This window comes from Roseateles sp. AC306 (genome assembly GCF_979253795.1).
This window is the reverse complement of the sequence record NZ_CEEDEB010000037.1, coordinates 1-5,813: the sequence shown is the minus strand read 5'-3', so window position 1 is coordinate 5,813 and position 5,813 is coordinate 1. Positions and strand designations below refer to the sequence as shown.

Annotated in this window: 2 tRNA genes and 2 rRNA genes; all 4 read right to left on the bottom strand. The window is 51.6% G+C overall.

Going from position 1 to position 5,813, the window contains the following annotated elements:
- Positions 1–150 precede the first annotated feature (150 nt).
- The 4 genes from AC0IZJ_RS28280 to AC0IZJ_RS28265 all read right to left on the bottom strand — a co-directional run bounded on the left by AC0IZJ_RS28280 (position 151) and on the right by AC0IZJ_RS28265 (position 5,239).
- Positions 151–3,029, bottom strand: a 23S ribosomal RNA gene (locus tag AC0IZJ_RS28280).
- Between the two features lie 315 nt (positions 3,030–3,344).
- Positions 3,345–3,420 (bottom strand) — tRNA-Ala (locus AC0IZJ_RS28275).
- A 22-nt stretch (positions 3,421–3,442) separates the two neighbouring features.
- A tRNA-Ile gene (locus AC0IZJ_RS28270) sits at positions 3,443–3,519 on the bottom strand.
- A gap of 196 nt (positions 3,520–3,715) precedes the next feature.
- Positions 3,716–5,239, bottom strand: a 16S ribosomal RNA gene (locus AC0IZJ_RS28265).
- The 16S and 23S rRNA genes sit together here with 2 tRNA genes alongside, the layout of an rRNA operon.
- Between the last annotated feature and the right edge of the window lie 574 nt (positions 5,240–5,813).

Sequence of the window (5,813 nt, the reverse complement as noted above, 5' to 3'; positions counted from 1 at the left end):
AACCTAGGCGATGCCTAATCTGCACACCACAAGTATGACTACTTGCAGCGGAATCAGCTTTCATTTGATTGCGTCTTCAAGGACTTGAAGAACGACATAACTTGAACACTCACCTTGATGGCGTGCTGTAGCACAGACTATCAAAGTTATAGGGTCAAGCCTCACGGGCAATTAGTACTGGTTAGCTTAACGCATTACTGCGCTTCCACACCCAGCCTATCAACGTCCTGGTCTCGAACGACCCTTCAGGGGGCTCAAGGCCCCGGCAAGACTCATCTTGAGACGAGTTTCCCGCTTAGATGCTTTCAGCGGTTATCTCTTCCGCACTTAGCTACTCGGCAATGCCACTGGCGTGACAACCGATACACCAGAGGTGCGTCCACTCCGGTCCTCTCGTACTAGGAGCAGGCTCTCTCAATCTTGCAGCGCCCACGGAAGATAGGGACCAAACTGTCTCACGACGTTTTAAACCCAGCTCACGTACCTCTTTAAATGGCGAACAGCCATACCCTTGGGACCGGCTACAGCCCCAGGATGAGATGAGCCGACATCGAGGTGCCAAACACCGCCGTCGATATGAACTCTTGGGCGGTATCAGCCTGTTATCCCCAGAGTACCTTTTATCCGTTGAGCGATGGCCCTTCCATACAGAACCACCGGATCACTTTGTCCTACTTTCGTACCTGCTCGACTTGTCAGTCTCGCAGTCAAGCACGCTTATGCCAATGCACTATCGTCACGATTTCCGACCGTAACTAGCGTACCTTCGAACTCCTCCGTTACACTTTGGGAGGAGACCGCCCCAGTCAAACTGCCCACCATACACTGTCCCCATCCCGGATAACGGGACAAGGTTAGAACCTCAAACACACCAGGGTGGTATTTCAACGTTGGCTCCATAGAAACTAGCGTCCCTACTTCAAAGCCTCCCACCTATCCTACACAGATCTGTTCAAAGTCCAATGTAAAGCTACAGTAAAGGTTCATGGGGTCTTTCCGTCTTTCCGCGGGGAGATTGCATCATCACAAACATTTCAACTTCGCTGAGTCTCTGGAGGAGACAGTGTGGCCATCATTACTCCATTCGTGCAGGTCGGAACTTACCCGACAAGGAATTTCGCTACCTTAGGACCGTTATAGTTACGGCCGCCGTTTACTGGGACTTCAGTCAAGAGCTTGCACCCCATCATTTAATCTTCCAGCACCGGGCAGGAGTCACACCCTATACGTCGACTTTCGTCTTTGCAGAGTGCTGTGTTTTTAATAAACAGTTGCAGCCACCGATTCTCTGCGGCCTCATTCGGCTCACCAAGTAAATGGATCACCTAATAAAGGCACACCTTCTTCCGAAGTTACGGTGTCAATTTGCCGAGTTCCTTCTCCAGAGTTCTCTCAAGCGCCTTAGAATACTCATCTCGCGCACCAGTGTCGGTTTGCGGTACGGTCGTCAATAGCTGAAGCTTAGTGGCTTTTCTTGGAAGCAGGGTATCACTCACTTCGTCTGCAAGCAGACTCGTTATCACGCCTCATCTAATCCCCCCGGATTTGCCTAAGGGGCACGACTACACGCTTGAACCAACATATCCAACAGTTGGCTGAGCTAACCTTCTCCGTCCCCACATCGCACTATTGATCGGTACAGGAATATTGACCTGTTTCCCATCAGCTACGCATCTCTGCCTCGCCTTAGGGGCCGACTCACCCTACGCCGATGAACGTTGCGTAGGAAACCTTGCGCTTTCGGCGAGGGGGCTTTTCACCCCCTTTAACGCTACTCATGTCAGCATTCGCACTTCTGATACCTCCAGCAGGCTTCACAACCCACCTTCACAGGCTTACAGAACGCTCTCCTACCACGTGCAATAAATTGCACATCCGCAGCTTCGGTAACTGGCTTAGCCCCGTTACATCTTCCGCGCAGGACGACTCGATCAGTGAGCTATTACGCTTTCTTTAAATGATGGCTGCTTCTAAGCCAACATCCTGACTGTTTTAGCCTTCCCACTTCGTTTCCCACTTAGCCAATTTTAGGGACCTTAGCTGGCGGTCTGGGTTGTTTCCCTCTTGAGTCCGGACGTTAGCACCCGGTGCTCTGTCTCCCAAGCTGTACTCATCGGTATTCGGAGTTTGCCAAGGTTTGGTAAGTCGCCATGACCCCCTAGCCTAAACAGTGCTCTACCCCCGATGGTAATACTTGAGGCACTACCTAAATAGTTTTCGGAGAGAACCAGCTATTTCCAAGTTTGTTTAGCCTTTCACCCCTATCCACAGCTCATCCGCTAATTTTGCAACATTAGTCGGTTCGGACCTCCAGCACCTGTTACGGTACCTTCATCCTGGCCATGGATAGATCACTTGGTTTCGGGTCTACACCCAGCGACTATTCGCCCTATTCGGACTCGATTTCTCTACGGCTTCCCTATTCGGTTAACCTCGCCACTGAATGTAAGTCGCTGACCCATTATACAAAAGGTACGCAGTCACCCTTGCGGGCTCCTACTTTTTGTATGCATGCGGTTTCAGGATCTATTTCACTCCCCTCCCGGGGTTCTTTTCGCCTTTCCCTCACGGTACTTGTTCACTATCGGTCGATTACGAGTATTTAGCCTTGGAGGATGGTCCCCCCATATTCAGACAGGATTTCACGTGTCCCGCCCTACTCTATTCGCGCCTAGTTCCACAATCTGCATTTCTCATACGGGGCTATCACCCGCTATGGCCGGACTTTCCATTCCGTTCTGATATACAAACTGCTAAAACGCGAGGGCTACTCCGATTTCGCTCGCCACTACTTTCGGAATCTCGGTTGATGTCTTTTCCTCGAGCTACTGAGATGTTTCAGTTCACCCGGTTCGCCACAATGACCTATGTATTCAGTCAGAGTTACTCCTTGCGGAGTGGGTTTCCCCATTCGGAAATCTCCGGATCAAAGCTAATTTGCCAGCTCCCCGAAGCTTATCGCAGGCTATCACGTCCTTCGTCGCCTGTAATCGCCAAGGCATCCACCACATGCACTTAGTCACTTGACCCTATAACTTTGACAGCGCTGACTGCACTGTCGTCAAGGACTCACACGGATCTTGTTTCACCCGTGTGTTATTTGAGTATTCACGCGTTACGCCGTTCTTCATACCTAATCAATTTCTTGCTTAGTTGAAGTCTATGTTTGACGCAATCAAAATCGCTGTTAGCGGCACGGTGTACCAAGAGGTACTTTCCGCCAACAGCGCTGATTCGACTCTACAAATTGTTAAAGAACAACAGCCGATCCTTGCGGACCACAAGCTGGTAAACCTCAACGAACATGGCTATTCGCTAAGGTTTACCAACTAACATGAGTGAACTGGTGGAGGATGACGGGATCGAACCGACGACCCCCTGCTTGCAAAGCAGGTGCTCTCCCAGCTGAGCTAATCCCCCGTACAGATTTCTCTGCGTACCGTGGTGGGTCTGGCTGGATTCGAACCAGCGACCCCCGCCTTATCAAGACGGTGCTCTAACCGACTGAGCTACAGACCCACGCGAAACTTGGTTTGCGTTAGGCCTGTCTCATCGCCAGGCTGTCGAGGCCAGCTCCACAGGCTCACGCGATATTCACTCACTGTTGTATGACAGCCGATAAGTGTGGGCGCTTGAAACTAAGTGCTTGAGCTTTCGCTCTATAGCGACCTTGCTCTGCCATCACCGAAGTAATGACGAGGCGCGATCTATCTAGAAAGGAGGTGATCCAGCCGCACCTTCCGATACGGCTACCTTGTTACGACTTCACCCCAGTCACGAACCCTGCCGTGGTAATCGCCCTCCTTGCGGTTAGGCTAACTACTTCTGGCAGAACCCGCTCCCATGGTGTGACGGGCGGTGTGTACAAGACCCGGGAACGTATTCACCGCGGCAAGCTGATCCGCGATTACTAGCGATTCCGACTTCACGCAGTCGAGTTGCAGACTACGATCCGGACTACGACCGGGTTTCTGGGATTAGCTCCCCCTCGCGGGTTGGCAGCCCTCTGTCCCGGCCATTGTATGACGTGTGTAGCCCTACCCATAAGGGCCATGATGACCTGACGTCATCCCCACCTTCCTCCGGTTTGTCACCGGCAGTCTCATTAGAGTGCCCTTTCGTAGCAACTAATGACAAGGGTTGCGCTCGTTGCGGGACTTAACCCAACATCTCACGACACGAGCTGACGACGGCCATGCAGCACCTGTGTTCTGGCTCTCTTTCGAGCACTTCCAAATCTCTTCGGAATTCCAGACATGTCAAGGGTAGGTAAGGTTTTTCGCGTTGCATCGAATTAAACCACATCATCCACCGCTTGTGCGGGTCCCCGTCAATTCCTTTGAGTTTCAACCTTGCGGCCGTACTCCCCAGGCGGTCAACTTCACGCGTTAGCTTCGTTACTGAGAAGAAACCCTCCCAACAACCAGTTGACATCGTTTAGGGCGTGGACTACCAGGGTATCTAATCCTGTTTGCTCCCCACGCTTTCGTGCATGAGCGTCAGTACAGGTCCAGGGGATTGCCTTCGCCATCGGTGTTCCTCCGCATATCTACGCATTTCACTGCTACACGCGGAATTCCATCCCCCTCTACCGTACTCTAGCTATGCAGTCACAAATGCAGTTCCCAGGTTGAGCCCGGGGATTTCACATCTGTCTTGCATAACCGCCTGCGCACGCTTTACGCCCAGTAATTCCGATTAACGCTTGCACCCTACGTATTACCGCGGCTGCTGGCACGTAGTTAGCCGGTGCTTATTCTTCAGGTACCGTCATGAGTCCCGGGTATTATCCAGAACCTTTTCTTCCCTGACAAAAGCGGTTTACAACCCGAAGGCCTTCTTCCCGCACGCGGCATGGCTGGATCAGACTTGCGTCCATTGTCCAAAATTCCCCACTGCTGCCTCCCGTAGGAGTCTGGGCCGTGTCTCAGTCCCAGTGTGGCTGGTCGTCCTCTCAGACCAGCTACAGATCGTTGCCTTGGTGGGCTTTTACCCCGCCAACTAGCTAATCTGATATCGGCCGCTCCAATCGCGCGAGGTCTTGCGATCCCCCGCTTTCACCCTCAGGTCGTATGCGGTATTAGCTGCTCTTTCGAGCAGTTATCCCCCACGACTGGGCACGTTCCGATATATTACTCACCCGTTCGCCACTCGTCAGCTTAACCTGTTACCGTTCGACTTGCATGTGTAAGGCATGCCGCCAGCGTTCAATCTGAGCCAGGATCAAACTCTACAGTTCGATCTTGATTTACTCAACGGAATCGACTTAAACCATTTGCATAGCTTAAATCTAATTTCCGTGAGCGTTTAAAGTCCGAAGGACCGTTATCAGTCACCTGACAACATCACTTCGCCTCAAACGCCCACGCTTATCGGCTGTTAATTTTTAAAGAGCATCACAAATCTCAGAGTCCAAACTCTTTAATCTGCGTTGCTGACGTCGTTTATTCGTCAGCAGCAAAGAAGCGAGATTCTAATCTGCTTTTTGCTTCGTCGTCAAGTATTTCGAAATTTTATTTTCTAGATACTCGGCAACTTGCTTTCTCCGCCGCCTGCAAACTATTCGCTTTCGCGTTGTTCGTCAGCAGCAAAGAGGCGAGATTTTGATCCGCTTTCGCAGCATCGTCAAGTACTTTTCAAAAATTCTTTCGAACCCTTCGAAGCGCCCGCCGACTTGTCTCAAGCCCGCCTAAGTCTTTCAACCCGTCTCCACCAACCCCACCACGCCCCGCAACCCGTCTCCAGATCACTCAGCGCTTTGTCATCAGCGAAGCCCACGACTGTAGCACAGGTTTTTGATCAGGCGCAAGCGT